At 54.1% G+C, this 25417-nt stretch carries 25 protein-coding genes and 1 other RNA gene; 10 read left to right on the top strand and 16 right to left on the bottom strand.

Translation table 11 applies throughout. The annotated features are described in order from the left end of the window. Positions 1-14: 14 nt before the first annotated feature. Genes sufS through sufA form a run of 5 tightly spaced genes read right to left on the bottom strand, consistent with a single transcriptional unit; the run spans position 15 to position 5101 of the window. Positions 15-1235, bottom strand: a complete 1221-nt coding sequence (gene sufS, locus ACOTZD_RS13300) for a cysteine desulfurase SufS (protein ID WP_003857731.1) — start codon at positions 1233-1235, stop codon at positions 15-17. Further along, positions 1232-2503, bottom strand: coding sequence for a Fe-S cluster assembly protein SufD (gene sufD, locus ACOTZD_RS13295; protein WP_022650922.1), 1272 nt, complete (start codon positions 2501-2503; stop codon positions 1232-1234). The genes sufS and sufD overlap by 4 nt, the downstream gene beginning before the upstream one ends. Then, entirely contained in the window at positions 2478-3224 is a 747-nt protein-coding gene (gene sufC, locus ACOTZD_RS13290) for a Fe-S cluster assembly ATPase SufC (protein WP_003857736.1), read from the bottom strand. The genes sufD and sufC overlap by 26 nt, the downstream gene beginning before the upstream one ends. Before the next feature lie 9 nt (positions 3225-3233). Then, positions 3234-4724 carry a Fe-S cluster assembly protein SufB gene (gene sufB / locus ACOTZD_RS13285; RefSeq protein ID WP_174402034.1) on the bottom strand — a complete coding sequence of 497 codons (1491 nt, stop codon included), beginning with the start codon at positions 4722-4724 and terminating at the stop codon, positions 3234-3236. 8 nt (positions 4725-4732) lie between these two features. After that, the gene (gene sufA / locus ACOTZD_RS13280) at positions 4733-5101 is read right to left on the bottom strand and encodes a Fe-S cluster assembly scaffold SufA (RefSeq protein WP_003857741.1); all 369 of its coding nucleotides are present in this window, start codon (positions 5099-5101) and stop codon (positions 4733-4735) included. A 496-nt stretch (positions 5102-5597) separates the two neighbouring features. Between sufA and ACOTZD_RS13275 the strand changes: the two genes are divergently transcribed. Then, positions 5598-5957, top strand: a complete 360-nt coding sequence (locus ACOTZD_RS13275) for a hypothetical protein (protein ID WP_017693570.1) — start codon at positions 5598-5600, stop codon at positions 5955-5957. A gap of 1 nt (position 5958) precedes the next feature. Next, entirely contained in the window at positions 5959-6411 is a 453-nt protein-coding gene (locus tag ACOTZD_RS13270; protein WP_174402035.1) for a DUF3828 domain-containing protein, read from the top strand. Between the two features lie 109 nt (positions 6412-6520). Here the strand turns inward: ACOTZD_RS13270 and ACOTZD_RS13265 are convergent, their stop codons facing one another. Both ACOTZD_RS13265 and ACOTZD_RS13260 read right to left on the bottom strand, forming a co-directional pair. Continuing rightward, entirely contained in the window at positions 6521-7249 is a 729-nt protein-coding gene (locus ACOTZD_RS13265) for a MerR family transcriptional regulator (RefSeq protein WP_003857744.1), read from the bottom strand. 189 nt (positions 7250-7438) lie between these two features. After that, positions 7439-8659, bottom strand: coding sequence for a diguanylate phosphodiesterase (locus ACOTZD_RS13260; protein ID WP_045342731.1), 1221 nt, complete (start codon positions 8657-8659; stop codon positions 7439-7441). Positions 8660-8998: 339 nt separating this feature from the next. Here ACOTZD_RS13260 and ycgZ point away from each other — a divergent pair, with 339 nt between their 5' ends. From ycgZ to fdhF, 4 genes are all read left to right on the top strand, one after another. Further along, the gene (ycgZ, locus tag ACOTZD_RS13255; RefSeq protein WP_003857747.1) at positions 8999-9238 is read left to right on the top strand and encodes a regulatory protein YcgZ; all 240 of its coding nucleotides are present in this window, start codon (positions 8999-9001) and stop codon (positions 9236-9238) included. 4 nt (positions 9239-9242) lie between these two features. Next, positions 9243-9563, top strand: coding sequence for a hypothetical protein (locus ACOTZD_RS13250; RefSeq protein WP_045350525.1), 321 nt, complete (start codon positions 9243-9245; stop codon positions 9561-9563). A 29-nt stretch (positions 9564-9592) separates the two neighbouring features. Beyond that, positions 9593-9871, top strand: coding sequence for a biofilm/acid-resistance regulator YmgB/AriR (locus ACOTZD_RS13245; RefSeq protein ID WP_003857748.1), 279 nt, complete (start codon positions 9593-9595; stop codon positions 9869-9871). A 193-nt stretch (positions 9872-10064) separates the two neighbouring features. Then, entirely contained in the window at positions 10065-12215 is a 2151-nt protein-coding gene (gene fdhF, locus ACOTZD_RS13240; RefSeq protein WP_421636306.1) for a formate dehydrogenase subunit alpha, read from the top strand. A gap of 51 nt (positions 12216-12266) precedes the next feature. Here fdhF and ACOTZD_RS13235 read toward each other — a convergent pair whose 3' ends face one another. Genes ACOTZD_RS13235 through ACOTZD_RS13210 form a run of 6 tightly spaced genes read right to left on the bottom strand, consistent with a single transcriptional unit; the run spans position 12267 to position 18271 of the window. Next, entirely contained in the window at positions 12267-12920 is a 654-nt protein-coding gene (locus ACOTZD_RS13235; protein ID WP_023324523.1) for a helix-turn-helix transcriptional regulator, read from the bottom strand. 41 nt (positions 12921-12961) lie between these two features. Then, positions 12962-13474, bottom strand: a complete 513-nt coding sequence (locus ACOTZD_RS13230) for a fimbrial protein (RefSeq protein WP_022650916.1) — start codon at positions 13472-13474, stop codon at positions 12962-12964. 11 nt (positions 13475-13485) lie between these two features. Further along, positions 13486-14433: a fimbrial protein gene (locus ACOTZD_RS13225; protein ID WP_045342734.1), complete on the bottom strand. Its 948-nt coding sequence runs from the start codon at positions 14431-14433 to the stop codon at positions 13486-13488. A gap of 1 nt (position 14434) precedes the next feature. Next, a complete protein-coding gene (locus tag ACOTZD_RS13220) occupies positions 14435-16978 on the bottom strand; it encodes a fimbria/pilus outer membrane usher protein (protein WP_048210407.1) in 2544 nt (847 codons plus the stop codon). Between the two features lie 27 nt (positions 16979-17005). Then, positions 17006-17683 carry a fimbrial biogenesis chaperone gene (locus ACOTZD_RS13215; protein WP_023315939.1) on the bottom strand — a complete coding sequence of 226 codons (678 nt, stop codon included), beginning with the start codon at positions 17681-17683 and terminating at the stop codon, positions 17006-17008. Between the two features lie 57 nt (positions 17684-17740). Further along, complete coding sequence (locus tag ACOTZD_RS13210; protein WP_174402037.1) at positions 17741-18271, bottom strand: fimbrial protein; 531 nt, start codon at positions 18269-18271, stop codon at positions 17741-17743. A gap of 354 nt (positions 18272-18625) precedes the next feature. On the opposite strand from ACOTZD_RS13210, the gene ACOTZD_RS13205 reads away from it, so the two are divergent. Together ACOTZD_RS13205 and ACOTZD_RS13200 are read left to right on the top strand one after the other, a co-directional pair. After that, positions 18626-19285, top strand: a complete 660-nt coding sequence (locus tag ACOTZD_RS13205) for a winged helix-turn-helix transcriptional regulator (RefSeq protein ID WP_003857763.1) — start codon at positions 18626-18628, stop codon at positions 19283-19285. Positions 19286-19362: 77 nt separating this feature from the next. Further along, positions 19363-19992 (top strand): helix-turn-helix domain-containing protein, encoded by a 630-nt coding sequence (locus tag ACOTZD_RS13200; protein WP_023324519.1) that lies wholly within the window; start codon positions 19363-19365, stop codon positions 19990-19992. A 46-nt stretch (positions 19993-20038) separates the two neighbouring features. Here the strand turns inward: ACOTZD_RS13200 and ACOTZD_RS13195 are convergent, their stop codons facing one another. The 3 genes from ACOTZD_RS13195 to ydiJ form a co-directional block, all read right to left on the bottom strand. After that, positions 20039-20233, bottom strand: coding sequence for a YdiH family protein (locus tag ACOTZD_RS13195; protein ID WP_003857766.1), 195 nt, complete (start codon positions 20231-20233; stop codon positions 20039-20041). A gap of 85 nt (positions 20234-20318) precedes the next feature. After that, a complete protein-coding gene (menI, locus tag ACOTZD_RS13190; protein ID WP_003857767.1) occupies positions 20319-20729 on the bottom strand; it encodes a 1,4-dihydroxy-2-naphthoyl-CoA hydrolase in 411 nt (136 codons plus the stop codon). Next, a complete protein-coding gene (gene ydiJ / locus ACOTZD_RS13185) occupies positions 20726-23782 on the bottom strand; it encodes a D-2-hydroxyglutarate dehydrogenase YdiJ (RefSeq protein ID WP_023324518.1) in 3057 nt (1018 codons plus the stop codon). Before ydiJ ends, menI begins: the two co-directional genes overlap by 4 nt. Before the next feature lie 199 nt (positions 23783-23981). Between ydiJ and ydiK the strand changes: the two genes are divergently transcribed. Both ydiK and rprA read left to right on the top strand, forming a co-directional pair. After that, complete coding sequence (ydiK, locus tag ACOTZD_RS13180) at positions 23982-25097, top strand: AI-2E family transporter YdiK (RefSeq protein ID WP_015570721.1); 1116 nt, start codon at positions 23982-23984, stop codon at positions 25095-25097. A gap of 209 nt (positions 25098-25306) precedes the next feature. Beyond that, positions 25307-25414, top strand: an RNA gene (gene rprA, locus ACOTZD_RS13175) — antisense sRNA RprA. The last annotated feature ends 3 nt before the right edge of the window (positions 25415-25417 follow it).

Here is a 25417-nt window from a genome sequence, read left to right as displayed (position 1 = left end):
CTCTCGCCTCTCCGTTAGCCAAGCAGCTGATGAATACGTTTTAATCCCGCCACCAGTCTGTCGACCTCTTCCGTTGTGTTGTACATCACCAGCGATGCGCGGCACATGGCCGGTACCTCATAATACGCCATCAGCGGCATCGCGCAGTGATGCCCGGTACGCACAGCGACGCCGTAATTATCAAGGAAACTGCCCACATCATAGGCGTGATGCTTGCCGAGGTTGAAGGCTATCACACCCAGACGGTCAGCAGGACCATATAAGGTCAGGTCCGGGACGCTGACCAGCTCCTGCAAGGCGTAATGCATCAGCAGCTGTTCGTACTCCTGAATCGCCGCCAGCCCCGTTTCAGAGACGTAGCTAATGGCCGCGCCCAGCCCGATGATCCCGCCCGTGTTGGGCGTACCCGCCTCGAAGCGCCAGGGCGCACGGGCGTATGTTGTGCCGTCCGTCAGGCTGACGGTGGCGATCATTGACCCGCCCCCTTCCCACGGCGGCATGGCCTGGAGAATGTCCTCTTTCACATACAACACGCCGATGCCCGTCGGGCCATACAGCTTGTGCCCGGAGAAGACGTAGAAATCGCAGTCCAGGGCCTGAACGTCAACCGCATGGTGCATCACCGCCTGGGCACCATCAATCAACACTTTCGCACCGGCCTGATGGGCTTTGTCGACGATCAGCGCCACCGGATTTTCCGTGCCCAGCACGTTTGAAACGTGGGTCACCGCCACCAGCCGCGTTCTGTCGTCCAGCAGAGCGTCCAGCTTTTCCAGCTGGAGCGTGCCGTCTTCATTCAGGGGGATCACCCGCAGTTGCGCCCCCACACGCTCGCAGAGCATCTGCCAGGGCACGATGTTGGCATGGTGCTCCATCTGGGTGATGATGATGTTATCCCCCGCGTGCACCTGCGCATTGCCCCAGCTGTTAGCCACCAGGTTGATCCCTTCGGTGGTGCCGCGCACGAACACCAGCTCTTCCGGCGAACGCGCGTTGAGGAAGGCCGCAACCTGCGTGCGCACGTTTTCCATGCGCTGGGTCGCCTCGGCGCTCAGGGTGTGGATCCCACGATGTACCGCCGCATAACCGTGGCGGTAAAACTCGGCTTCCGCATCCACCACCTGATTCGGTTTTTGCGCGCTGGCCGCACTGTCGAGATAGGCCAGCGGCAGACCGTTCACTTCACGGGTCAGTACCGGAAAATCTGCCCGGACTTTCTCTACGGGAAATGTCATGCTTCGCCTCCAGGCAGTCGCTGACCGATACGGGCCAGCACCTGCTGTTTGAGTCCGCCATCGGGCAGCGCTTCCGTCAGCTCAGCCGCAAAGGCGTAAATAATCATCTTTTGCGCGGCCTGCTGGTCTATCCCGCGCGAGCGCAAGTAGAACATCTGCTCATCGTCAATACGCCCGACCGTCGCACCGTGACTGCATTTCACGTCGTCCGCATAGATTTCCAGCTGTGGTTTGGTGTCCACCTCTGCCAGACGTCCCAGCAAGAGGTTGTTGTTGGTCATCTGCCCGTCAGTTTTGATGGCGTGCTGCGCCACGTTGATCAGGCCGTTGAACACCGCACGTCCTTTGTCGCTGACGATGGTTTTGTGCAGCTGACGGCTGTTGCAGTAGCCTTTGTTATGCTCAAGCCAGGTGCGCGTGTCGCACACTTCTGACTTCACCGGCATCGCCAGGCTGTTAATACGCAACGTAGTGTTTTCACCGTTCAGCTGGGTGCTGGTATTGTGGCGCAGCACCGCGCCGCCAAGCAGGAAGCTATGGCTGTACGCCGCGGCATCCTGGCCCAGCAGAATATCGTTGTGGGCGAAGTGGTGACTGAGCGGATTCTCAAACGCCAGCTTGATGTGGTGCAGCTGGGCATTGGCCGCCACGTTCATCGTCAGACGCGAACCGGTAAAATGACGGGTGTCGTTAAGGCTGACGTAATGCTCGATCACCGTCGCCTCCGCCCCTTCTGCCAGCTCAAGATGGTGGCGATAGTGGGCGGTGTTAATCTCATCACCCGCAACGCCCTGGGTGATATGCATCAGCAGCAGCGGTTTCGCCGGGCGCTGGTTACGCTTAACGCGAATATGGGTGACAGATTGTGACAGGCTCTCTGTCAGGTGCAGGAAGACTTCAGGCTGAACAGGCGCGTTCAGCGACTGACGTTCATCGTTAATGACGATATCGAACCCGCTCTCCTGCACGCTGTCGCTCAGCTCCGCACGGAACAGACCGTCGACAAACACCAGACGCACGGCATCCACGCTCAGCGCCAGCATGTCGCGCTGATCGGGGCTGACCTGCGCCAGACGGGTGACAAACTCGCCGTTCAGCAGGCCATCCAGCGGGGTATATTTCCAGTTCTCATGTTTACGCGTCGGTAAACCGAGACGCAGCATCTGCTGGAGATGGTGCTGAGCCTGTTCAGAGCGCGCTCCAGCCTGCGCTTCAAACAGCCGGTGCCACTGCTGAAGTGCATTACTGCTGTTCGGTAAGCCAGCCATAACCCTGCTCCTCCAGTTGTTTAACCAGCGTAAAGTCACCGGATTTCACAATGCGTCCCTGGTAAAGCACGTGGACATAGTCCGGCTTGATGTAGTCCAGAATTCGCTGGTAATGTGTCACGATGATAAATGAGCGGTTGCCGTCACGCAGGGAGTTCACCCCGTCGGCAACGATCTTCAGGGCATCGATATCCAGCCCTGAATCGGTCTCATCGAGAATGCACAGCGCTGGCTCCAGAACCGCCATTTGCAGAATATCGTTACGTTTCTTCTCACCGCCGGAGAAACCCACGTTTACCGAGCGGGTCAGCAGATCTTCCGGCATTTTCAGCAGCTTAATCTTCTCTTCCATCAGATCCTGGAAGTCAAAGCGATCCAGCGCCTCAAGGCCGCGATACTTGCGCACCGCGTTCAGCGCGGTTTGCAGGAAGAACTGGTTGCTGACGCCCGGAATTTCCACCGGATACTGGAAGGCCATAAAGATGCCCTCGCCGGCACGCTCTTCCGGCGACATCTCCAGCAGATCTTTGCCGTTAAACTCAACGGAGCCGCTGGTAACTTCATAATCTTCGCGTCCTGCCAGCGTCGCTGAAAGCGTACTTTTCCCGGAGCCGTTTGGCCCCATGATGGCGTGAACTTCACCCGGTTTGACGTCAAAATTGAGGCCACGCAGGATCTCTTTCTCTTCCACGCTAACCTGTAAATCTTTAATGCTTAACATGTGCTTTCCTTAACCGACGCTGTGTTCAAGACTAATGGCGAGGAGTTTCTGGGCTTCAACGGCAAATTCCAGCGGCAGTTCAGAGAACACGTCCTTACAGAAGCCGTTAACGATCATTGAAATCGCATCTTCTTCACTGATCCCGCGTTGCAGGCAGTAGAAAAGCTGATCTTCACCAATACGTGACGTAGTTGCCTCATGCTCAAGCTGGGCGCTGTTATTGCGGCATTCGACATACGGGAAGGTATGCGCCCCGCAGTCCGCGCCAATCAGCATGGAGTCACATTGGGTGAAGTTACGCGCGTTGGTTGCCGTCGGCATGATTTTCACCAGCCCGCGATAGCTGTTCTGGCTGTGACCGGCAGAGATCCCTTTGGAGATGATGGTCGATTTGGTGTTTTTACCGATGTGGATCATCTTGGTGCCGGTATCGGCCTGCTGATGACCGCTGGTCAGTGCCACGGAGTAAAACTCACCGATGGAGTTGTCGCCGCGCAGAATACAGCTCGGGTATTTCCAGGTAATGGCGGAGCCGGTTTCTGACTGCGTCCAGGACATTTTGCTGTTTTCGCCTTCGCACAGCGCACGCTTGGTGACGAAGTTCAGGATACCGCCGGTGTTACCGTCGCCCGGGAACCAGTTCTGTACCGTAGAGTACTTCACTTCCGCATCTTTATGGATGATGACCTCCACCACCGCTGCGTGCAGCTGGTAGCTGTCGCGCACAGGAGCGGAGCACCCTTCGATGTAGCTAACGTAGCTGCCTTCATCGGCCACCAGGATGGTGCGTTCAAACTGGCCGGTTTTTTCCGCGTTGATGCGGAAATAAGTCGAGAGCTCCATCGGGCAGCGCACGCCTTTCGGCACGTAGATAAAGGTACCGTCTGACGCCACCGCCGCATTCAGTGCCGCGAAGAAGTTATCGTTACTGGGTACCACGGTGCCAATGTACTTTTTCACCAGCTCCGGGTGATCGTGGATGGCTTCCCCGAAGGAGCAGAAAATAATCCCCTGCTCCGCCAGTTTTTCACGGTAGGTGGTTGCCACCGAGACGGAGTCAAAAATGGCGTCTACCGCCACCTCTTTGCCTTCGCGCACAGGCACGCCGAGCTGATTGAACGCCTCTTCCACCTCTTTACTCAGGAAGCTGTTCTCGGCACCGGTTTGCTGTACCGCACCGGGTTGCGAGGCGCAGGTATCATCACAGCTGCCGCAGGAGGGCGCAGAGTAATAGCTATAATCCTGATAGTTCAGCTTATCGTAATGCGCTTTCAGCCAGTGGGGTTCTTCCATCTCCAGCCACGCGCGGAATGCGCTCAGGCGAAACTCCAGCATCCACTCCGGCTCGTTACGTTTCGCCGAAATGGCGCGCACGACCTCTTCGTTGATGCCTTTCGCCAGTTCATCGGTTTGCAGCTGCGTGAAGAAACCCTCTTTATAGTTGAGGCGTCCGCCGCTCCAGGTGTTTACATCACTCGTTGCTTCAGTATTACGAGACATAGTACCGCCTATACCCCAAAGCTTTCGCCGCAGCCGCATTCGTTCTGGGCTTTCGGGTTATGAAATTTGAATAACTGGTTTAAACCTTCCCGAACGTAGTCGACTTCGGTTCCATCGATAAAAGGCATCGCCTGTAGTGCGACGTATAACTTTGCACCGTCGGTTTCAAAGACCAGATCGTCCTTTTCAGGTTCGGTTACGGTATCCAGCACGTAGCCAAATCCCGCGCAGCCAGTCTGCTTAACGCCTAAGCGTACGCCGAGGATGTCGGGATTTTTTGCCACCAGCTCATGAATATGCGCCGCCGCCGCGGGCGTGAGCGTTAAGCCACGCCAGGCAAAATCGGCCGGATTGAAGGTTTCTGAATGCAGTTCCATAGGTCCACCTCATCTGATAAGCCACCAGGGCATAACACCATGTTAGTGATAACGATTATCACTTCAACCCCCTGCGAGCAGGGGCTTTGGGCTAAACCGCCCTTTTTGGCTACTTTCATTAAGCATAGACCCTGTGACGGGATGCGGATGGGATGGTTAGATTTGTTCAATGCATTGATAAATAATGCATTTCATAAGAAAGGCGGTGAGGTAGCGGGCAATGATAAAAATTGTATTGGAAATACCTATTTTTAAGATAGCTAAAGTACACCCAGGCGCCATATACATTTTTTACGTATGCCTCCCCCTTAAGACAGGTTCTTTTTAATCCTTTTTTGCCTTACCTAGGCGCGCATAAAGACGTTTGATGGATAAGTTAACCATTATTTATCAGTCTGATAGTGGTTAAATTCCGATCATGATTAATTACATAAACTCATCCCTTTTCGGCGTAATGTTTCCCTTGTTAACCATTTATTCAATAAGGGATTAAATTATGTGGAGTGCCCATAAAGCCGCAGTTCATGCTCGCCAGCATGCAGGTCAGTATAGCCAGAAAAGATGTGCAGAATTTGTTTCGAAATCCATTCGCGCCGGCGGTGCTAATCTACAGAACACGCATTATGCTAAGGATATGAAAAGCAATTTAATTCTGGCGGGTTTCCACCAGGTTTACGGTGAGCCTGTTGAGGGCGATGTGGCGGTGATCCAGCCCACTGCGCACCACCCATATGGCCACGCTTGCATCTATGGTGGGAACGGCGTCTGGTACTCTGATTTTGTTCAGCGAACAATGTATCCGGGAAAGGAATACCGGGAATTAAAGCCAGCATATGCAATTTACAGGCATGACTGACATGAAAAAAATAATTCTGGCGATCCTGCTTCTGCCCACTCTCGCATCCGCTGCACAGAAGTTCTCCCCTGAGGTATCCGCTGCCCTTCAGTTTAATAAGTGGTACATCTCGCAAATTATTATCGGGAAAGAGCCCCTGAAAAACTATGAAGCGCTGAGGCCATATGTAACCCGCGAAACTATCAGCAAACTCAAAGCCATGGATAAGCTGGATCCAGATGAATATGACGTGCCTGACGTCGATATGTTCATCAAGGCTCAGGGATATGAAGATGACTGGGGCATCGTCAGTGCGCGGGCGCTGGATTACGATGCCGCCTGTATGCAGGTTTATATCTCATTCGGCAAAAAGCGGGATCACACCGTGATTGACTGCATGGTCAAGGAAGATGGCGTGTGGAAAGTTGAATCCGTGGCCAGTATGAATATTTCAGACAACCTGATGATGGAATAAACCGACGATATGACAGGGGTACTGATGCTATGCATCTTCGCGGATACCCCTGTCGTATCGCCAGAAGGCAAAATCCCGCACTGGCGGTTTACCGTTGGCCCCCTTAACATCAGTGATGGATCGAAACGGCGAAACCCTGTTCACGCCAGTGGTCGAGCTGCTCCTGTTGACGAGGCGTAGGCGCTTTACCGGTCCAGACGAAGATTTTTTGCCCGGGGAAGAGTTCAGGACGTGGAGAATCAATCGGCTCAGCCAGCACGTCGATATGCCAGCCTTTGTAGGCAAGACGGGCCGCTTCCAGCCACAAATGCGTACGGTCGTCGCACTCCCACCCAATCAGCAGCGCATCCTTACCTGCTTTTTTTCGCGACTCACCCAGGCTTGCAACGGCAAACTCAATCAGGACACCGTCCAGCAGGCTCGCCATGTGACGCACCGTATTCTGGTCCTGGTTCATTCGCTGCCGCACAGGGGTGATGATGTTATCTATCAGAACATCCATCGCATGGTCACGGCGGAACTCGCCGATTTTGGCGCGCAGTTTTGCCGGGCTGGCATAGCGCAGAACGGTTAACATCTCTTCCTGAAACGATGCCCAGTTCCCCTGAGTCATCACTTCTGTATTTTCAAGAAGCGCTTTTACTTTACCGACCGAAACACCCGTTTTCATCAGGCGTTTGATCTCTTCGATACGCAGGATATCTTCATCGTCAAACTGACGATGGCCCCCTTCGCTTCGCTGCGGCTTCAACAATCCATAACGGCGCTGCCAGGCACGCAACGTAACGGGGTTGATACCGCATCGTTCGGCCACTTCGCCGATACTGTAATAGGCCATTAACTCCCTCACGCACAATACTTCCATACCTAACCAAACCAACCTTATCAGATTGTACAAATCATTTGTATAACTAACTCCTCGTTCTGAGACAAGTGAATGGCTCAAAGAACCACTCACTCGTTAATATATTGTTGTATAAATTTAGCCGTACGTACAGGTCACTTTTAACAGTTACGTACAGGTTTTTTATAAATCGTACTTTTTCTCGGGCCAGGCAATCGCCGGAATGCCCCCCAGACGCGGGCTGGCGAAAAGGTGACCCTGGAACTGAGAAATCCCGGCAGATTCCAGCCACATCCACTCTTCAGCCAGCTCTACGCCTACCGCACAGAACAGAATTTCCAGGGAGGCGCAGCATTTAATGATTGACTGAATGATTGCCTGACGCGGGCCGCTCTTGTGCACGTTAGCAATCAAATCACGGTTGATCTTGATTCTGTCCGGCTGGAACTGGGCCAGCAGTTGCAGACCGGCGAATCCCGCGCCAAAGTGATCGATGGCCACGCTGATCCCGGCGCTTTTAAGCTGTCTGACCGCGCTGGTGAACTCTTCGAAGCGCGAGATCGCCTCGCTCTCGGTGAACTCGACCACAATTTGCTCCGGCACAAAACCGTTCGCCTCAATTGCCGTCAGTAAAAAATCGACGGCGCCAGGAACATTGACCAGCGTCATCGGCAACAGATTAATGGACAACGTTTGAGTCTGTAGGCCCAGCGCGCTGGCCATCGACAAAGCCACCTGCTTACTCTTCAGATCCGATTCGTACAGCGCCTCACGCGACAGGTTGGCAAAGTAGCTTTCCGGGGACTCACCGGACGGCGTGCGGATCAGGGCTTCCCAGGAAACCACCTGCTGCATAAACGGATCGACGATAGGTTGAAATGCGAAACTACAGTCCGCGCCCTTTGCCACTACCGTTGGCTGGGAGGATAATGGCGTGTTTTCGGTGACAAACTCCCAGGCGTCAGCCGGAGGCAGCTCAAAGTAGTTGGCTTTTTCAGTGGCCTCAACGAAGGTGCGGAAAAATTGCAGGGCGCGATCGTTATAGGTCAGCTGATAGCGGGTTGTGCCTTTATCAAGTACCTGTTGTAGCACTTCGTCGGTGTCGTACTGACGAAGGTCAAAGAGCTCCATACCTACGTTGCCAAAACGTCTTGAAGGCCCGTGATCGCTTAACAATTCGACCACGTTGTGATGCCGTGGGTCACGGCAGATGAGCTGATAGATCTCCTTAACGTTATCAGCGGGCCCTTCAAGTAACTGAAAGAAGTGTGTGCCGTTAAACAGCAAAATCCCCGTCACATCGAACTGCCGATTTCTACAATTTGCAGCAGCGACCATGTCTTCCAGCGCTTTCACTGGAACGTCCTCGCAGATATGACTGCGGTAAATAATGGTTGTGAGCATGCTAATCCTGAAGATTGAGGGGGTGACCACGAAAACACGTGGGGAGAACTCTGTTATAGCACATTAATTACCCAATAAATAATTTACATCTCAACAATTTACATGACTTCTTTGCGCCTTTTCCGGGCTTGTACAACTCTGCAACGCCACTTCGAATTGTACAATATATTTTGTGAATTTCGCAGTAAACTGTATACATTTAACCATATGATAAATAGATACTTTATCAAATATATAATAAAATATTTAAAAAATTGTACATTTTTAATGTACAGATTTGAAAATTATGTATACCTTAAATGTAACGTTACTGATTACGAAAATTTACAGGAGCGAAACATGCAGCAGAACGGACACCTCGCAGACACAGCAACAGCAATTGCGCAGTACTTCGAAAAAGCCGCGCTTCCAACCCAACAGGAAACATTGGGTCAGGTTGTTGTTGAAATCCTTAGCGACGGGCGGAATCTGAATCGCAAATCGCTCTGCACAAAACTGTTAAGTCGCCTTGAAAAGGCCAATGGCCCGGAAGAGGAGCATCATTATCACATGCTTCTTGGCCTGCTCTTCGAACGTTAATGTTATGAACAGCAGTGATGCGGACAGACTGATCGACCAGCTTATTGGAGAAGCCGCTCTTTCACTTTTGAAGGAGCGCGGTCCTGTAACGACCGAGGGATTGGTTCTGCGTCTGCGTAACATGCAAGCCTGTGAGACGGATCCCCAGCGGCGGGAGACATTAGCGAGGGTGATAGCTGAAATCAGCTCTGGCACAGTCGCTTTTAAAGGTCGCAGAACCGCACAAGGACGAATTCAGAGAGAGGGATCTCTCAAAAATAACCGAGACAATGTAGTGCCGTTATTTGGAAATGGAAAACCGTCCGATCCCAAAAAGATACATTGACTACAACTTTACAGCTACGGTGAGAACAAATGAGACAAAATATTCAGCTTCAACCCGAATACCACTCCGCCTTTTTAGATAGCGCGTTGTCGGAGTATTTCCGTCACGCAGGCGATCGCTTTGCTGAAGAGTCTGCCATTTTTTCGACTGCGGTTCGTTGTGTTCTTGCTTCCGAAGGTCATCTGACCAACAAAGCGATCATTCTCTGGCTGATCCAGACGCTGGAATCCACCGACGATGTCGTTAAGGCGGATGTGATCCGCAAGACGCTGGAAATTGTCGTCGGTTACACCATGGACGATCTTTAACGCCTCACTCTTCCCATCTCTTCGGACAGCGTGTCATCGTCAATTCTGACGAACGGACTGACGATGACACGCCCTCTCTCCCCTAATGCCCTGTTAATCAAGCACGCCGAATGTGGCATGGTTCCTGCTTAGTCCGCTAAGGGACTGGGCTTTCCAGTAAACATTGCTTCATTTCTTAACAGGTCTGTTATTGATGAAAAAAATCGCCAGCGTCTGCCCCTACTGCGGTGCAGGCTGCAAACTTAACCTCGTCGTTAAAAATAACCGGATTATCCGTGCCGAAGCCGCTAATGGCGTAACTAATCAGGGCACGCTTTGCCTGAAAGGGTACTACGGCTGGGACTTTCTTAATGATACACGGCTGCTTACCCCCCGCCTGACGCAGCCCATGATCCGCTACAGCAAAGGCGAGGCCTTTACCCCTGTTACCTGGGAAGAGGCCATTCGCTATACCGCTTACAGGCTTAAAAGCATCAAAGAACAGTACGGCCCTCGGTCCATTATGACCACGGGTTCCTCGCGGGGAACGGGCAATGAGACCAACTATGTGATGCAAAAATTTGCCCGTGCGGTGTTGAATACTAACAACGTCGACTGCTGCGCCCGCGTCTGTCACGGTCCGTCCGTTGCCGGTTTACAGGAGACCCTCGGCAACGGCGCCATGAGCAATTCCATTAACGATATTGAAAACTCAAAATGCCTGCTGGTATTCGGCTATAACTGCGCCGACTCTCACCCCATCGTCGCCCGACGCGTGCTTAAAGCACGTGAAAATGGCGCTAAAATCATTGTCTGCGATCCGCGTCATATTGAAACGGCACGCATTGCCGATCTTCATCTTCAGTTAAAAAATGGCAGTAACATGGCGCTGGTCAATGCCTTTGGCTATGTCCTGCTTGAAGAGGAATTGTACGACAAAAACTACGTTGCTCGCTTTACAGAAGGGCTTGAGGCGTACCGACTGACGGTAAAAGATTACGCACCCGAGCAGGTTGAACATCTGACGGGGATCCCCGCGCGGGATGTTCGTCAGGCAATTCGCATGTTCGCAGCGGCGCCTTCAGCAACGGTGATGTGGGGTATGGGCGTCACGCAGTTTGGTCAGGCGGTCGATGTGGTGAAAGGTCTCTCCAGCCTGGCACTGCTGACCGGCAATCTGGGCCGCCCTGCCGTCGGCGTGGGGCCGGTTCGCGGGCAAAATAACGTTCAGGGCGCCTGCGATATGGGTGTTCTGCCCAATATGTTCCCCGGCTACCAGGACGTCACTGATCCGGCGGTCAGACTGAAATTTGCCGATGCGTGGAAAATCAATGTCAACCGGATGGACGATCGCGTCGGAACGCGCATCACCGAAGTGCCGCATCTCGCGCTGGAAGGTAAGATCAAAGCGTATTACATCATGGGGGAAGATCCGCTTCAGACAGAAGCCGATCTGGGTCTGGTCCGCCGCGGCTTTGAGGCGCTCGATTTTGTGGTGGTTCAGGACATCTTTATGACCAAAACGGCAGAGCTGGCTGACGTGCTGCTCCCTGCCACCTCATGGGGAGAACACGCCGGTGTGTTCACCTGTGCCGATCGCGGCTTTCAGCGTTTCGGCAAAGCCATTGAGTCCAGCGGCAATGTCAGGCGCGACTGGGAGATCATCAGCCTGCTGGCCACGGAAATGGGCTATCCCATGCATTACGAGGATAACCAGCAGATCTGGGACGAAATGCGCGAGCTGTGCCCCCTCTTCTACGGCGTGACCTACGAAAAAATGGGCGAGATGGGTCACGTTCAATGGCCGTGCCCGACGCTGGATCATCCCGGTACGCCGTACCTGTACAAAGATAATCAGTTCGATACCCCGAGCGGTAAAGGGCAGCTCTTTGCCGCACCGTGGCGCGCGCCAGCGGAAATTCCGGATGCGGATTTCCCGCTGGTGCTCTGTACGGTCCGCGAGGTGGGCCACTACTCCTGCCGCTCCATGACCGGGAACTGCGCGGCGCTGCAAAGCCTGGCCGACGAGCCGGGCCGGGTGCAAATTAACCCGGCCGACGCGGATGAACGGGGGATTGCCGAAGGCCAGCTGGTCTGGGTACGTTCACGCCGGGGTAAAGTGATCACCCGCGCCAGCATCAGCGAGCGCATCAATGCGGGAGCAATCTATATGACCTACCAGTGGTGGATTGGCGCCTGTAATGAGCTGACGCAGGATAATCTCGACCCGATCTCCAGAACGCCGGAAACGAAGTATTGCGCCGTGCAGCTTGAGGCAATCGAGGACCAGCGCTGGGCGGAGGATTTTGCGGCTTCCACGTACCAGACCATGAAGACGCGGTTGATCGCTGCGGTTAACGTTTAAATGCTTGCCGGGTGGCGGCTATCGCTGCCCGGCCAGCTATCCGCTGCCGTTTCAGGCTATTTGTTGTGCATAATTATTTTCCAGGTAATCGCGAAGCAGGTTCGGCCGGCTCTTTTTCTCCATCAGCCTTCTCAACAGTACGATCAGCTCGTAATCGCTTCGCAGATTAAATTTTTGCATCATCATATATTTATGGGTAAAGACCGTTTTTTCGCTCATCTCCAGCGCCTGAGCGGTCTGCACTACCGACAGCCCTCGGTAAAAATTGACCAGAATACGAATTTGTTGCCGGGATAACCCTTTATGCTGGCAGTCGAAACAGGTCTTTTTATTCCAGGTGTAACCCGGTAATTGCGTCGTGAACCACGCAATAAACAGAACGCCGCTAATACGATCAAGCGATGCCCGGCGAGGAAGAAAAATAATGTCCTGAAAGCAGGAAGGCAGCGCCGAAAAGCGCAGCTCATCGTCGACGAGACCTATCACAATTCCTTTTTGTCGGGCCAGTAACTCCGGAAAACAGGTCAGCGTTTCCCCCTGACATAATGAAAGAACAATAATATCGGCCTGGCTGACGTTTTCATTGGTCAGCGCCAGGTGAAAAGTGATGGAGCGATGAAAGTTATGCTTAAAAAAATCTTCGAAAAAGCTCTGTAGCCCAGCCTGAAAAAACAGATCCGTTTCCTGAATCAGAATATTTAACATAGTTCACACCAACGTCTTTAAAAAAGGCTTATCACCGGCATTCAGTTGTACTGCATCGTCATCACCACAACCGCGCGGATGCTTCCCGGCGTGGCGCCCCCCGTCATGGATTTTACCGAGGCCAGCATAGCTAATGTCGCGGTTCTGTCCGCGGCAATGGTCTGGGTCATGCTGGAGCCTGTTCCTTTAAGCGCACCGGTTTGGGCATCGCGCATGGCTATCGCCACATGTGTGGCCGAACCGCTGTTCATAAAATAGTCCGCGCCCGCCTCAGGATCGGGGCTGCCGGTGAAAGCGACGGTCACACTCTGCGTTCCCGTTGGGCACTGGGTAAACAGCAGACTGAAAGGCACCGGATCCGATGTTGAGCCCGGCGTCGCCATATTGGTTGCCTGAATATTGCCCAGATTGACATCGAGATTGTTATTGCCGCCATTGAATATGCATGGCGACGCCACGATATTTCCCGTCACACCGATGTTGACGCTATCAGCGGAGCATACCTTCCCGCTGAGTAAGGCAAGTAACAGCAGTGTCCTGCATCTTATTTTCATCTTCTTACCTGCTACTGGTAGGTCAAATTCAGGGTGGCGGAGGCATTCGCTGAACCTGACTCCACGCGGGTTAACGTCTGGTAATATCGGGCCGTTAATGGCAACGTCTCTTGCCCCCCGGCAGACTGTCGCAAAAATAGTCGGCTGTTCATCGCCAGCGGTGCACCGTTATAGATTAGCTGCACCCCCACCCCTTTTGCAGTGCCGGCATTTCCCTGCCCGGTTAAGGCCATCACGCTGGTATTGGCGCTGTCCGGATTCTGTATTCCACTGAGCGAGACCGTAATATTGGTTCCGGCGGCGCAGGTTAAGCCCAGGTTTTGCGTGTTCTGTGCTCCCGCTGGCGTGGTGCCCACCACGGTGCCGAACGCCGAAGCGGGAATATCCCCTATCGGAAACGTCAGCTGGGCCGTATTCACCGTGCACGCCAGGGCATTGATGTTGCCGGAGGTGAGCTGCGTGGTCAGACCGTCACGGTAGAGGCCGTCGCTTCCCTGAAGCGTCACGACGCCAATCACCCCCGGGGTTAATGCCCCCGATGAGACCGGGCCGGTCACCACCAGCTCAATCCTCCCGCCGTACCAGTCCACATAGGAGGTCTGCGCATTGTACGAGAACGTATTGCTCGGGTTTTCAAAATAGCCGTTGGAGGAAAAGCGTATCCCTATCCCGCTGACGTTCGTGTTGTAAACATGGTTGCCGTAGCTGCTCAACGTGGCGCTGTTGTAGCGCATGCTGAATCCCAGCATCAGCGGATTCGTACACCCGGTAAGATAGGAGCCTGTGGCTGACGCCGCGCCGGAAAATACCACCGTGCCGACAGGCGCATCGCGCTGCACGTTGATCGTCCCCACGGACAGGGTGGAAAGCTGCGGGATGATGGTGGTGCAGGTACCGGCACGAGCGATACTTCCCGCCGCGAGCAAACAGAGCAGCAGCATCGAGTTAAGACATTTCATGTTAGCGTTCCTGACGGCAGGTGGCGCGCATATCAGCGATCCCACCGTACATTGAGTGATTCGGCAGCGTGAAATCAGCGCGGCATTGCTGGCTGGATTGACTTCCCCATGTGGCGACTAACGTTCCCTGCTCGCGCATCCCGGTTAAATAGACCTGACCGCGATCGCCGACAATAAAACTGCCGCTGTCATCACCCACAAGGGTGACCACCGCCCCAAACGGAACGGCGCGGTCGTTGTCGGTCAAGGTCATCAGCACCCGGCGACCTGACTTCGGCAGATAATCGGCTCTCACCACCGCTCCCCGCGTCGGCGTCACCGTGCGGGTGTTGATCTCCAGCTCGACATCGTCCGGCATCGTTTCCGGGTCGAGGGTGAGATCGTTTTTCCGGTAGACAGAAAGGTTGCTCACGACCGTATATCCGCGAAAATCTGTCCGTACACCGGGCTGATTGCGGATATCCACGTCGTGGGCGCCTGGGGCTTTGATTAAGACGCTGGTCTCCCCCAGCGGCTGGGAAAGCGTGATGCCGTCAGCATGGGCGAGAATGCCGCCTTGCAGCCCGTAATTCAGGCGTTCACTGTTTTTATCATAACCATAACCTGCCGTGACTTCGCCATAGGTGCCTTTATAGTCCGCGTTCACGTTGCCGATATTCCCCACGCCCTCTGTGCCATATCCCTGCTGAACGTTCCAGCTCAGGGCACGGTTCTCGAGTGCCACCCCGTTCAGGCCGACGTTATGCGTCGTCCCGTTATTGCTGCTGGCGTTCATGCCATAGTTAGCCCATGTCTGCGGCAAAAATTTATCCAGCGGAATGCTGACGTTGAACGACAGAAGCTGGTCGTGGTCAGCGTTTTTTTGGCTTTTGCGGTTTTCTGACGCTGAGCGGACATTTTTGCTGTAGGTCCATGTCAGGCCATAGCTGATGTTGTGCCAGTAGTTGCTATAGCCGACGCTCCACGAAGCCATCGACTTACCGTCATTCCAGTAATCTTCCCGCGCCGCACTGAGGGTAAGCGCGCCCAGGTTGTCCCCCAGCGTCTGGCTCATCGTCAGCTCGGCACGGTTACGTCGCCTGTCCTGAAGCGCGCTGCTGTCTCCGTACGAACCGAGGACGTCCTGCATCCCGTAATAGCCGCGGGTCGAGTAGCGATACCCGGCAATCGAAAAGTTGGTCCCGGTAGTGATAAAATTCTTGCTGTATCTGGCCCGCCACGACTGACCGCTTGTTTTCGCGGTATGCTCCGGCGTTGACCAGCCCTGAGTGACGTCTGCGGATACAGCCCCGAGATCGCCCATGTTCTTGCCCATCCCCAGAGCCGCCGACTGGTACTTATCTGCCCCCTGGACGCCGCCATAGAGCGTGATCCCGTGAGGGAGGCCGTAAATTCCGGTCAGTTGCCCGAAGGGGGTTTTCTCCACGCTACGGTTATACGAGCGATATTGCCCGGCGGTAAGGGCATATTTCAGTCGCCCCTCCCGTTGCAGGACCGGCAGCGAAGCGTACGGCAGGGTGAAATGTTGCTCACTGCCATCGGCTTCGACGATCGTGACATCAAGATCGCCCGCGCCGCCGGTGGGATACATATCCGCGATCTCAAACGCGCCCGGCGCCACGTAGCTTTGGTAGATTTGATAGCCATTCTGACGCACCACGACCTGCGCGTTAGTTCGCGCAATACCGCGCACCACCGGCGCATAGCCTTTCAGGGAATCCGGCAGCATATCGTCGTCGGACGCCAGCTGGACGCCGCGAAACGGCATGCTGTCAAAGACATCGGCAGGCGCGGAACTGTCTCCGAGCGTAAGCTGGGCTTGCAGGGGAATAATCGCGCGCTGCATCAAGGTGTAGACGTTGTCCCACTTATCCTGGCCGGACGCATCGCGGGACCAGGTGGTGTAGTTGCGTAACCGCCAGGGACCGACGTTGATCCCCGGCCGCAGGTTTGCATACTGGCTGTCGCTGCGGGTGCCTGCCCCGCTTCTTGCCCGGCTGTTTGCCCCGCTCAGGCTGTAGTTGAGCATGGCCGCGGTAATGCCTTCATCCCACATATCCGGCGGAACGTAACCTCTCGCTGGCAGGTCTATGGCCGCCTGTGGGATGCTGATCGCCAGGCGCTGGGCGCCAAACTGGAAATCCGCGCTGGCCTGTGGAATCGCCCTGAGATCGGCGCATTCTCCTTCCCCGGCGTCGAGCTGCGGGAAAAGCGCCGTTTTCACGCCCCACGCTTTTAACTGCCCGATACTCAGGCACGGCTGCAACGTTTCACTGCCGTTAGCATCCTTCACTGCCATGAAACGAATATCCCGCGTTTCCAGCAGCCGATCGTCAAGAATAATATCAACATGGTATGTCCCGGGCGCCTGCGAGCCGGATTCAAAGGCAGATAAATCCGCTTTCCCCATTCCGGGATTATCCAGCTCTACCAGTTCCGTATTAAACGTCTCACTGGCATACAGTGTGGGAGAGACACCAGCAAGCGCGAGGGCAATAAATATTGCCAGGCGCGCAGGCTGCATTGTATTCAATGCCGTTGTCATGACGAGCACCTGATTAACGCGTAAGGATCACAAACTGGCCCGGTGTAATTCACCAGGGCTGCCATAATCGTTAATGACTTTAAACGTCAGCGTATTGCCACTGGTTCCATTCGGTAACGGGAAACGGGCTGTGCCCGAAGGCATCACATACGTGACATCGTCAAGTTTCTTATTACCCAACGTAATTTCATTGAAATTGATAACGTACGGCGTTGGATTATTAACCAGAAGGGTATTTCCCGCACGACGCCAGGTTAATTTATTGGCCTGCTCCTCGGGGGTAGACGCACGAAGAGCCTCTGGTCGATAAATTAATTTGATGCGCGTTTTGACGGCAATTTGCAGCGAGTTCATCTGCTTAGAGGCTGACGGAATAGCTTTGATGTTCAGCCAGAATAAACTCTCCTGCCCTTGAGGCAGAGAGCCTGTCATGACAATACGCTCGAGGTTTTTTTGTCCGCCGTCCAGCCGATACAGCGGAGGAGTAATAATAAAAGGCGCTTTACCCGATTGTTCATCCTGAACATCTATCCACGACTGAATTAAATAAGGACCGTTATCAGGATTCGTAATATTTATTGACGCTTCTTTTTTAGCCCCATCAAAAATAACACGGGTGCCGCCAATAATTACTCCTGCACTGGCGGATGTTAACGTCAGCGGTAACAGCGCCATAACCAGGCCCGTTGTGGTGATAAAACGCATTTTTTTACCTCATAAAACAAGGGGCCAGGCGGCCCCCTGCTAATTACTGCCATTGACTTAGTTGTACACCACAGAGAAGTTCGCGACCGAGTTAGCCGGGCCCGCGGTAACGGATGCCGCGGTGGAAATATACTGCGCGTAGAAGCTCAACGTATTATCAGCCGTACTGCTGAGTGCGTAGGTATAGCTGTTGCTGCCGTGCAGCGGCAGATCGGCTTTATCTGCCGTCATCAGGTTAATCGCCACCCCGGTAGCCGCTCCCGCCACGGACGTATCAATCGCCAGCAGGCTGGCGTTGGTTAAATCCGGCGTGCCATCAAAACGGACTTTTGCATTGGTGACCGTTACCGGACAGTTTTTCAAAATAATATTAAACTGCGTCGCAGCCGTTCTCGCCCCGGTTGTCGGGAATTCCGTTTTATAATAATCGCCCAATACCACCACCTGATGCTGGGATGCCACATCAACGTCGCAGGCAGAATCCAGAATATTTCCGTTAAAATTAACGGTACCGGCCGCTGCCAATGCATTGGTCATAGTGAGTACAGAACCTGCCGCTAACATTGCCATCATCAATTTTTTATTCATAATTTTATATCCCGTATTACTCTATTTATTACCGACATTCAGTTGCAGAAATTAAACCCCTTCCGACGAGTCAAAATTTATACAACTCCTTTTCCGCATACAATCAATTTTGAGGTCTAGCTGTAGACCCTCTTTTAACAAATAAAAAACATATTCACTCGGGAATAGCTTAAGAATAATGTCCACAGTCTACTTTTAGACCTGAACAAAAAAAGTTGCAATTTCAATTAATTAACACTTAAAAAAAGATAAGTCTATAATTAGACTCGCTGCTAACATTCCCTGACCTGCTGTTTTTTAAGATAATTCTTTATGCCGATCAAAAAATGATCGCATCAGTCAGTGAGGTCTCAAATGAATACCCGATTCGCGCCTGAGTCAGAAATTGATAAATCAACAGTGCTCGGCGCTAAGCCTTTTAAGCACATTGAAAAAATAATCGATAATGTTTTGCCGCATGCGGAGAGAGGCATTATTGCCAGAGGAGAAATTATCCATTATTGCTCCGGCGATACCCGTCAATGCTTTTTACTGTTGCATGGCAGCGTGGCGTTGCACCGTCGCGGGGACGGTATCGTCTTAAATTCTGAATCTGCGCCATTTATACTCGGCGTGAGCAGCCAGTTATCGTCTGAGCACCTGTACGTCAGAGCGCTGGAAACCTCAGAGGTGGCCAGCGTTTCGCTGGCGCGTTTCAATCATGTTGTCGCACAACAGAATTTATGGGAGCACTTCTCAAACCTGCTGATCTATACCGCATCGCGCGTTTACGAACATTGCGCCCAGATATCGCAAATGTCGGCTTATGACATTATCCGCTTTCAGCTGGTTGAGTTGATGCAGGAGCCGGAAGCCATTAGACAAAACATTACCGCCGCAGCCTATATCAAAAGCCGCACCTATCTTTCACGCAGTGGCATTATGCGGATCCTCGCGGAGTTGCGGACGGGGAAATACATCACCATGGAGCGTGGCGTTCTAGTAGAGATCCATCACTTACCCCGTAAATACTGAGGCTGTATTTATCTCTGGAGAAGGTGGAAAAGAAGAGCGACACTATAGAGAGTACAGTCTCTTTCCAGGTTAACGCTATGTCTTCTGACAAACCATCGCATCGCGGATCTCCCTATGCTCAGGAACTGATTTCTCATTTACAGCCGCACTGCACCACGCATAAAACCGATCCCTGCGAGCAACTTGATCTCCAGGTAAACGGGCAGAGCATGTGTTATTTAATTCTTGACGGCACGGTCGCCATATACAGAAGAAGCGACGACATGATGCTTTCGACGGCGCGCAGTCCCGCCCTGTTTGGCCTCGCTAACCTGACGGACATCTATTTTACCGACTACCTTCGAACGGTAACGCCTTGCCTGATTGGTGTGCTCACGACCGAGCGGGTGGCTGAAATTATCAAAGAGAAGGCGCTGTGGGGGCTGCTTTCTAATCATCTGATGTTTGTCTATAACCGGCTTTATCACAACGTCATGCCGAAAGGCGCGCCAACCGCGTACGAGATGATTCGCCAGCAGCTCGTGCTGCTGATGCAGGAAGATGACAGCTACCGACGTAGCGTGACGGCGGAAAGGTATATCAGGGATAAAACCCAGCTTTCCCGCAGCGGCGTAATGCGGATCCTGGCTGACCTGAAAACGGGCGGGTTCATCGAAATGGAAGAAGGCCGGCTGATTAAAATTAACAAACTGCCTGCCAGATACTGACTGTCAGACACAAAAAAGGCCGCGCTTGCGGCCTTTTCTTCACTGCTTAATGGACGTGAACGCCCAACCGCCAGGCAAAGTAGATCTCTTCTTTCAGTTCGTTTGAAGAGAGCGCCAGCAAATCCGTAAATTCCAGCTCAAGCTGTTTCAGCTTTTTCAGGTACTGCGCTGGAGACAGATTGCTTTTATCGCGACGTAAATATTCAATTGCCAGCTGTGTTGGGGTTATTTCAGTATCCATGATGTCCTCGCTTATGTTCAAAACGTGACCAGTATATCACAATCAGGCGGCTAATTTTTGACCAAAAGCAAGACATCCGGAAACTTTACACAACGGCCGTCGTCAGCCTTGATGAACAACACAGGCGATCCTGCTCGTCCAGGATATCAATCTGCCACACCTGATGGCGGCTTCCAGCATGCAGCGCCCGGCAGACGCCGCGCACGCGCCCGCTGCGAACGGAGCGGATGTGGTTGGCATTGACCTCCAGACCCACCACCTTCTGCTCTCCTTCCGTACACAGGTAGCCCGCCACCGATCCCAGCGTTTCGGCCAGCACGACGGACGCGCCGCCGTGTAACAGGCCAAACGGTTGATGAGTACGGCAGTCTACCGGCATCGTCGCTTCCAGTTCGTTGTCGCCAATGCGCGTGAACTGGATGTCCAGCAAACCGACCATGTTCTCCGCGCCCATGGCATTTAAGGCCTCCAGCGTGACCGCACGTTTCCAGATCATCCGATAATCTCCAGTAAAGCCTGCAATGGATGGCGGACGCCGTTACCTTCCACCCGTTTCACCTGGCTGCGGCAGGAGTAGCCCGTCGCCAGACAGCGGTTGCGTGGCAGGCGCTGCATCGCCTGATGCCATGACAGCTCGTAAATGCCGAGCGAATTAGCGTGGTTTTTGACTTCATGGCCGTAGGTTCCGGCCATACCGCAGCAGCCCACGTTGACGCTTTCCAGCTTCGCGCCAAACCGGGAGAAGATAGAAGCCCACTGGGCAGGCGCCGTCGGCAGCGCCGTCACTTCGGTGCAGTGCCCAAACAGGTACCAGGATTCTCCGCTGACCTCCTGAGGGGGCGTTTGCGTCAGCACCGCAGGCAGCCACTCGTGTACCAGTAAGACCTGAAAATCACCGCGCTTATCGCCGAGAGTCTGCTTATATTCGTCCCGGTAACAGAGCACCAGCGCCGGATCGACGCCCACCATCGGCATGCCGAGCTGCGCCACGCGATTCAGAAAATCTGAAGTTTTCTGCGCGGTTTTCGCAAAGCGGGTGAGGAAGCCTTTAATGTGCTGCGCCTTGCCGTTCGGCGAGAACGGCAGCACCACCGGCTGGTAGCCGATTTTCTCGGCCAGTCGGACAAAATCGGCCACCACCTGCGCATCGTAATAGCTAGTAAATGGATCCTGCACCACCAGCACCACCTTCGCTTTCTGCTCAGGGCTTAATGCTTCCAGTTGTTCCAGGGTCATATTCGCCGAGCGGTGCCCCACCAGCCGACGCTGGAGCGATGGCACCGACAGCAGCGGCAGATCCACCATGCCGATATGTTTTTCAGACAGTTTTCGCACCAGTGGCTGGTTGATAAAGAAGTTAAAGGTTTTTGGCGCACGGGCCATCAGCGGCGCGTAACTCTCCACCGTTGCTACCAGATGATCGCGCATCGGGCGCAGATAACGCGTGTGGTACAGCTGGAGGAAGCGGGAACGGAATTCCGGTACGTCAATTTTAATTGGGCACTGGGTTGAACACGCCTTACACGCCAGGCAGCCGGACATCGCCTCTTTCACCTCATGCGAGAAATCGTATTCGCCTTTGTTCGCATGCCAGCTGTTGCGGGTGCGTTCGATAAGCCCGCGCAGGCTCGCGCGTTTTTCCGGCAGCTCCTGTTCCAGCTTGAGCGGGTCAACGCCGCGGTCGGCCAGCAGGCGCAGCCATTCGCGCACCAGCGTGGCACGCCCTTTTGGGGAGTGGATGCGGTTGCTGGTGATTTTCATCGACGGACACATCGGGCTTTTCACATCGAAGTTAAAGCACAGCCCGTTGCCGTTACACTCCATCGCGCCGCGCCAGGAAGCGCGTACCGCAATCGGAATTTGGCGGTCATAGGTGCCGCGCTTAACGGCATCCACCTGCAACATCGGCGCATCAACGCCCTCCGGCGGGCAGATTTTTCCCGGATTGAGGCGGTTATCAGGATCGAACGCGGCCTTCACCTTACGCAGCTCGGCGTAGAGCTGTTCGCCAAAAAAGGCCGGGCTGTACTCGGCGCGGAACCCCTTGCCGTGCTCGCCCCACAGCAAACCGCCGTATTTGGCCGTGAGGGCCACGACCTCGTCGGAGATCGCCTTCATCAGGATCTCCTGCTGCGGATCGCACATGTCCAGCGCCGGGCGCACGTGCAGCACGCCCGCGTCAACGTGCCCGAACATGCCATAGCTCAGACCATGGCTGTCGAGCAGCGCGCGAAACTCCACGATATAATCCGCCAGATGTTCCGGCGGCACGCAGGTATCTTCCGCAAACGGAATCGGCTTCGCCGCCCCTTTCGCGTTGCCGAGCAGCCCCACCGCCTTTTTACGCATCGCGTAGATTCGCTCGATGCCGGAGAGATCGTTACACAGCTGCCAGCCAATGACGCCGCCTTCCCCCTGCGCAATCAGCTCGTCCAGACGCTGGCAGAGCGTGCTTACCTGGCTCTCAATCAGCTCTGCGTCATCCCCGGCGAACTCGACGATGTTCAGGCCGAGCATCTCTTTATCCGGCACGTCGGTAATCAGTTCGCTCACCGAATGCCAGACAATATCCTCCCGGGCCAGGTTCAGGACTTTTGAATCGACGGTTTCCACCGACAGCGCCCGCGCCTCCACCATAAACGGTGCATTACGCAGCGCCGAGTCAAAGGAGTTGTATTTGACGTTCACCAGACGGCGCACCTTTGGCAACCGGGTGATATCCAGACGCGCTTCGGTGATGAAGGCCAGCGTCCCTTCTGACCCGGTCAGTACGCGGGTAAGATCAAACTGGCTCATATCGTCATTGAAGACATGTCGCAGATCGTAGCCCGTCAGGAAGCGGTTTAGCTTCGGGAATTTGTCAAGGATCAGCTCGCGATTTTCGCGGCAGCGCTCCAGCACGGTGCGATAAATCCGTCCGCTGGTGGTGCTCTCTGCTGCCAGCGTTTCGGCCAGCTCGATCGGCATCGGTTGGGTATCGAGGATATCGCCCCCCAGCAGCACCGCCCGCACACCCATAACGTGGTCGGAGGTTTTGCCGTACACCAGTGAGCCCTGCCCCGAGGCATCGGTGTTGATCATCCCGCCAATGGTCGCGCGGTTACTGGTGGAAAGCTCCGGCGCAAAAAAATAGCCGTAAGGTTTCAAAAACTGATTCAACTGATCTTTGATCACCCCCGCTTCCACACGCACCCACCCCTCTTCCGGGTTGATCTCAATGATGCGGTTCATATAGCGGGACATATCAATGATGATGCCCTGGTTCAGCGCCTGCCCATTGGTACCCGTCCCGCCGCCACGCGGGGTGAAGACCAGGGAGCTGAAACGCTCCTGCGATGCCAGACGGGCGATGAGCGCCACATCGGCGGTAGAGCGCGGGAAAACGACGGCATCGGGAAGAAGCTGGTAAATACTGTTATCGGTCGCCATCGTCAGCCTGTCGGCATAATCGGTAGCGGTGTCACCTGTAAAACCCTGTTGCTCCAGTGCCTGCAAAAAATTAAGCACCAGCTGAACGACGCCCGGTGCCTGAGAAATCTGTGGGATCATTGCTGTCGACCCTAATGAGAATAGTGTGAAATCGTTTGCGTTGTGTCTGGAAAGTTTTATCACATTTTTTTCTTATGTGCTTCGTAGAATTACGGGCAAAATCCGCCTGTCAAAAATCGCTGAAATCACTAATGATTAGAGAGATGCGGTTTATATTCCCATCAGCCTTGCTGGTGTTCATTTAAGGAAAGTTTCGTTTATGGTCAATCTTCGTCAGCCCAGGGATGTCGCGCAGATACTGCTGTCGGTGCTGTTCTTAGCCATTATGATTATTGCGTGTCTGTGGATCGTTCGTCCTTTCGTGCTCGGATTTGCCTGGGCCGCGACCGTCGTCGTCGCCACCTGGCCTTTACTCTTGCGTTTGCAGAAACTGCTGTTTGGTCGCCGCGGCCTGGCCGTGCTGGTGATGACGTTGCTGTTGTTCCTGCTGTTTATTATTCCCATTGCACTACTGGTTAACAGCCTGGTTGACAGTAGCGGCCCGGTTATTCGCGCGGTCACCAGCGGTGATATGACGCTGCCGGATCTCGCGTGGCTGAACAGTATTCCTGTTGTGGGCGCAAAACTGTACAGCGGCTGGCACAGCCTGCTGGAGATGGGCGGTAGCGCCCTGATGGCCAAAGTGCGTCCGTACATCGGCACAACCACCACCTGGTTTGTGGGGCAGGCTGCGCACATCGGTCGCTTCATGATGCACTGTACGTTGATGCTGGTCTTCAGCGCCCTGCTGTACTGGCGCGGCGAGCAGGTTGCGCTGGGGGTACGTCATTTCGCCACCCGACTGGCAGGTAAACGCGGCGATGCGGCCGTGCTGCTGGCAGCCCAGGCCGTCCGCGCGGTGGCGCTCGGTGTGGTGGTCACAGCGCTGGTGCAGGCTGTACTTGGCGGAATCGGGCTGGCGATTTCCGGCGTACCTTATGCCACCATTTTCACCGTCGTCATGCTGATGACCTGTCTGGCGCAGCTCGGTCCGCTGCTGGTGCTGGTTCCCTGCATTATCTGGCTTTACTGGACGGGGGATACGACCTGGGGCACGGTGCTGCTGGTCTGGAGTTGCGTGGTGGGCACCATGGATAACGTGATCCGTCCCCTCCTCATCCGCATGGGCGCTGACCTGCCGCTGATTCTGATCCTGTCCGGGGTAATCGGGGGGTTAATTGCCTTCGGCATGATTGGCCTGTTCATCGGTCCGGTTCTGCTAGCGGTGACCTGGCGTCTCTTCTCCGCCTGGGTGCATGAAGTACCGCCGCCGGGAACCGATCCAGACGTCATCTTAAGCGAACTTGAAGAGCTGGAAGATAAGAACGCGCAGTAAGAACGGATGCCGGGTGGCGCTAACGCTTACCCGGCCTACACTCTCCACAGCAATACTTAAACGTTGCTAAACTATTTATTCTCTGCACACTGGTCAGACCCGCCTTTTCCTGCCTAAAACCGTCATTCTCTTCAAGAAATCTTTACCTGCCTTTAACTATTGAGACGAATCCGATCGACTCAAAATCCTGGCATGCCTACTATTAAGACACGGTTATAAATCAACACCTTGATTTATAAGCATGGAAATCCCCTGAGTGAAACAACGAATTGCTGTGTGTAGTCTTTGCCCATCTCCCACGATGGGCTTTTTTTTATCCT

It is taken from the genome of Enterobacter cloacae complex sp. SHL022, assembly GCF_049237785.1.
Lineage (GTDB): Bacteria > Pseudomonadota > Gammaproteobacteria > Enterobacterales > Enterobacteriaceae > Enterobacter > Enterobacter hormaechei_C.
The sequence above is the reverse complement of the archived record's forward strand: the minus strand, read 5'-3'. Positions and strand labels throughout refer to the sequence as shown.

Bases quoted from the DNA above. Each gene is read 5' to 3' on its own strand.
- ACOTZD_RS13225 (WP_045342734.1), bottom strand. From the start codon at position 14,433: ATGAAATGTCTTAACTCGATGCTGCTGCTCTGTTTGCTCGCGGCGGGA.
- sufS (WP_003857731.1), bottom strand. From the start codon at position 1,235: ATGACATTTCCCGTAGAGAAAGTCCGGGCAGATTTTCCGGTACTGACC.
- ACOTZD_RS13250 (WP_045350525.1), top strand. From the start codon at position 9,243: ATGAACAGCAGTGATGCGGACAGACTGATCGACCAGCTTATTGGAGAA.
- ACOTZD_RS13195 (WP_003857766.1), bottom strand. From the start codon at position 20,233: ATGGATACTGAAATAACCCCAACACAGCTGGCAATTGAATATTTACGT.
- ACOTZD_RS13275 (WP_017693570.1), top strand. From the start codon at position 5,598: ATGTGGAGTGCCCATAAAGCCGCAGTTCATGCTCGCCAGCATGCAGGT.
- sufA (WP_003857741.1), bottom strand. From the start codon at position 5,101: ATGGAACTGCATTCAGAAACCTTCAATCCGGCCGATTTTGCCTGGCGT.
- ACOTZD_RS13200 (WP_023324519.1), top strand. From the start codon at position 19,363: ATGTCTTCTGACAAACCATCGCATCGCGGATCTCCCTATGCTCAGGAA.
- menI (WP_003857767.1), bottom strand. From the start codon at position 20,729: ATGATCTGGAAACGTGCGGTCACGCTGGAGGCCTTAAATGCCATGGGC.
- ydiJ (WP_023324518.1), bottom strand. From the start codon at position 23,782: ATGATCCCACAGATTTCTCAGGCACCGGGCGTCGTTCAGCTGGTGCTT.
- ACOTZD_RS13245 (WP_003857748.1), top strand. From the start codon at position 9,593: ATGAGACAAAATATTCAGCTTCAACCCGAATACCACTCCGCCTTTTTA.
- sufD (WP_022650922.1), bottom strand. From the start codon at position 2,503: ATGGCTGGCTTACCGAACAGCAGTAATGCACTTCAGCAGTGGCACCGG.
- ACOTZD_RS13215 (WP_023315939.1), bottom strand. From the start codon at position 17,683: ATGCGTTTTATCACCACAACGGGCCTGGTTATGGCGCTGTTACCGCTG.
- ACOTZD_RS13235 (WP_023324523.1), bottom strand. From the start codon at position 12,920: ATGTTAAATATTCTGATTCAGGAAACGGATCTGTTTTTTCAGGCTGGG.
- ACOTZD_RS13270 (WP_174402035.1), top strand. From the start codon at position 5,959: ATGAAAAAAATAATTCTGGCGATCCTGCTTCTGCCCACTCTCGCATCC.
- ACOTZD_RS13265 (WP_003857744.1), bottom strand. From the start codon at position 7,249: ATGGCCTATTACAGTATCGGCGAAGTGGCCGAACGATGCGGTATCAAC.
- ydiK (WP_015570721.1), top strand. From the start codon at position 23,982: ATGGTCAATCTTCGTCAGCCCAGGGATGTCGCGCAGATACTGCTGTCG.
- ACOTZD_RS13210 (WP_174402037.1), bottom strand. From the start codon at position 18,271: ATGAATAAAAAATTGATGATGGCAATGTTAGCGGCAGGTTCTGTACTC.
- sufB (WP_174402034.1), bottom strand. From the start codon at position 4,724: ATGTCTCGTAATACTGAAGCAACGAGTGATGTAAACACCTGGAGCGGC.
- sufC (WP_003857736.1), bottom strand. From the start codon at position 3,224: ATGTTAAGCATTAAAGATTTACAGGTTAGCGTGGAAGAGAAAGAGATC.
- ycgZ (WP_003857747.1), top strand. From the start codon at position 8,999: ATGCAGCAGAACGGACACCTCGCAGACACAGCAACAGCAATTGCGCAG.
- ACOTZD_RS13260 (WP_045342731.1), bottom strand. From the start codon at position 8,659: ATGCTCACAACCATTATTTACCGCAGTCATATCTGCGAGGACGTTCCA.
- ACOTZD_RS13205 (WP_003857763.1), top strand. From the start codon at position 18,626: ATGAATACCCGATTCGCGCCTGAGTCAGAAATTGATAAATCAACAGTG.
- ACOTZD_RS13230 (WP_022650916.1), bottom strand. From the start codon at position 13,474: ATGAAAATAAGATGCAGGACACTGCTGTTACTTGCCTTACTCAGCGGG.
- ACOTZD_RS13220 (WP_048210407.1), bottom strand. From the start codon at position 16,978: ATGACAACGGCATTGAATACAATGCAGCCTGCGCGCCTGGCAATATTT.
- fdhF (WP_421636306.1), top strand. From the start codon at position 10,065: ATGAAAAAAATCGCCAGCGTCTGCCCCTACTGCGGTGCAGGCTGCAAA.